The sequence below is a fragment of the Acinetobacter portensis genome, assembly GCF_009372215.1.
Taxonomy (GTDB): Bacteria; Pseudomonadota; Gammaproteobacteria; order Pseudomonadales; family Moraxellaceae; genus Acinetobacter; species Acinetobacter portensis.
The window spans coordinates 1-454 of the sequence record NZ_LWRV01000020.1; the positions used below are offsets into that span (position 1 = coordinate 1).

Consider the following 454-nt stretch of genomic DNA (forward strand, 5'->3'; position numbering starts at 1 on the left):
GGCAATCCGGGTTTCGGCGAGTTGCCGGCTGACCGGGTCCAGGCCGGGATGGCCGAGAAGATCCGTATTGCGATCGCGGCGGGCCTGCCAGACAGGCCTGTGCCTGGCGGTGACGGCGAAGTTGGCGCAGGCGAGACACGTACTTTCGGTCCTCAGAACGGGGTTGGGGCCTTTCTCATCGCCGAAGCAGGCAGCCGTTTCGACGCGGTAGACGCAATAGCCCCAATCGCAGACGCCGAGCCGCAGATCAGTCTCCTCCATCAGGAAGGAGACATAGGCCTGGACATCGCCGTCGCGCGTGCGCCCGCGGAACTGGGAGCGGGCGGCGATCATCCGTCCGCCCTTGCCCGCGAGGGCGGTTGCCGTCAGCACTTCTTCGAGAGCGGCGCGGGTTTCTTCCCGGGCATGCCGGTCGATCAGGTCGTCGAGCGCGAAGTCGGTCCCGACGTAGCCG

1 protein-coding gene is annotated in these 454 nt (G+C 67.2%); it reads right to left on the reverse strand.

What is annotated here, in order from left to right; genetic code table 11:
* Positions 1–454, reverse strand: a 454-nt coding sequence (locus A6M14_RS00890) for a hypothetical protein (RefSeq protein WP_206669615.1), incomplete at both ends; no start/stop codon positions are given.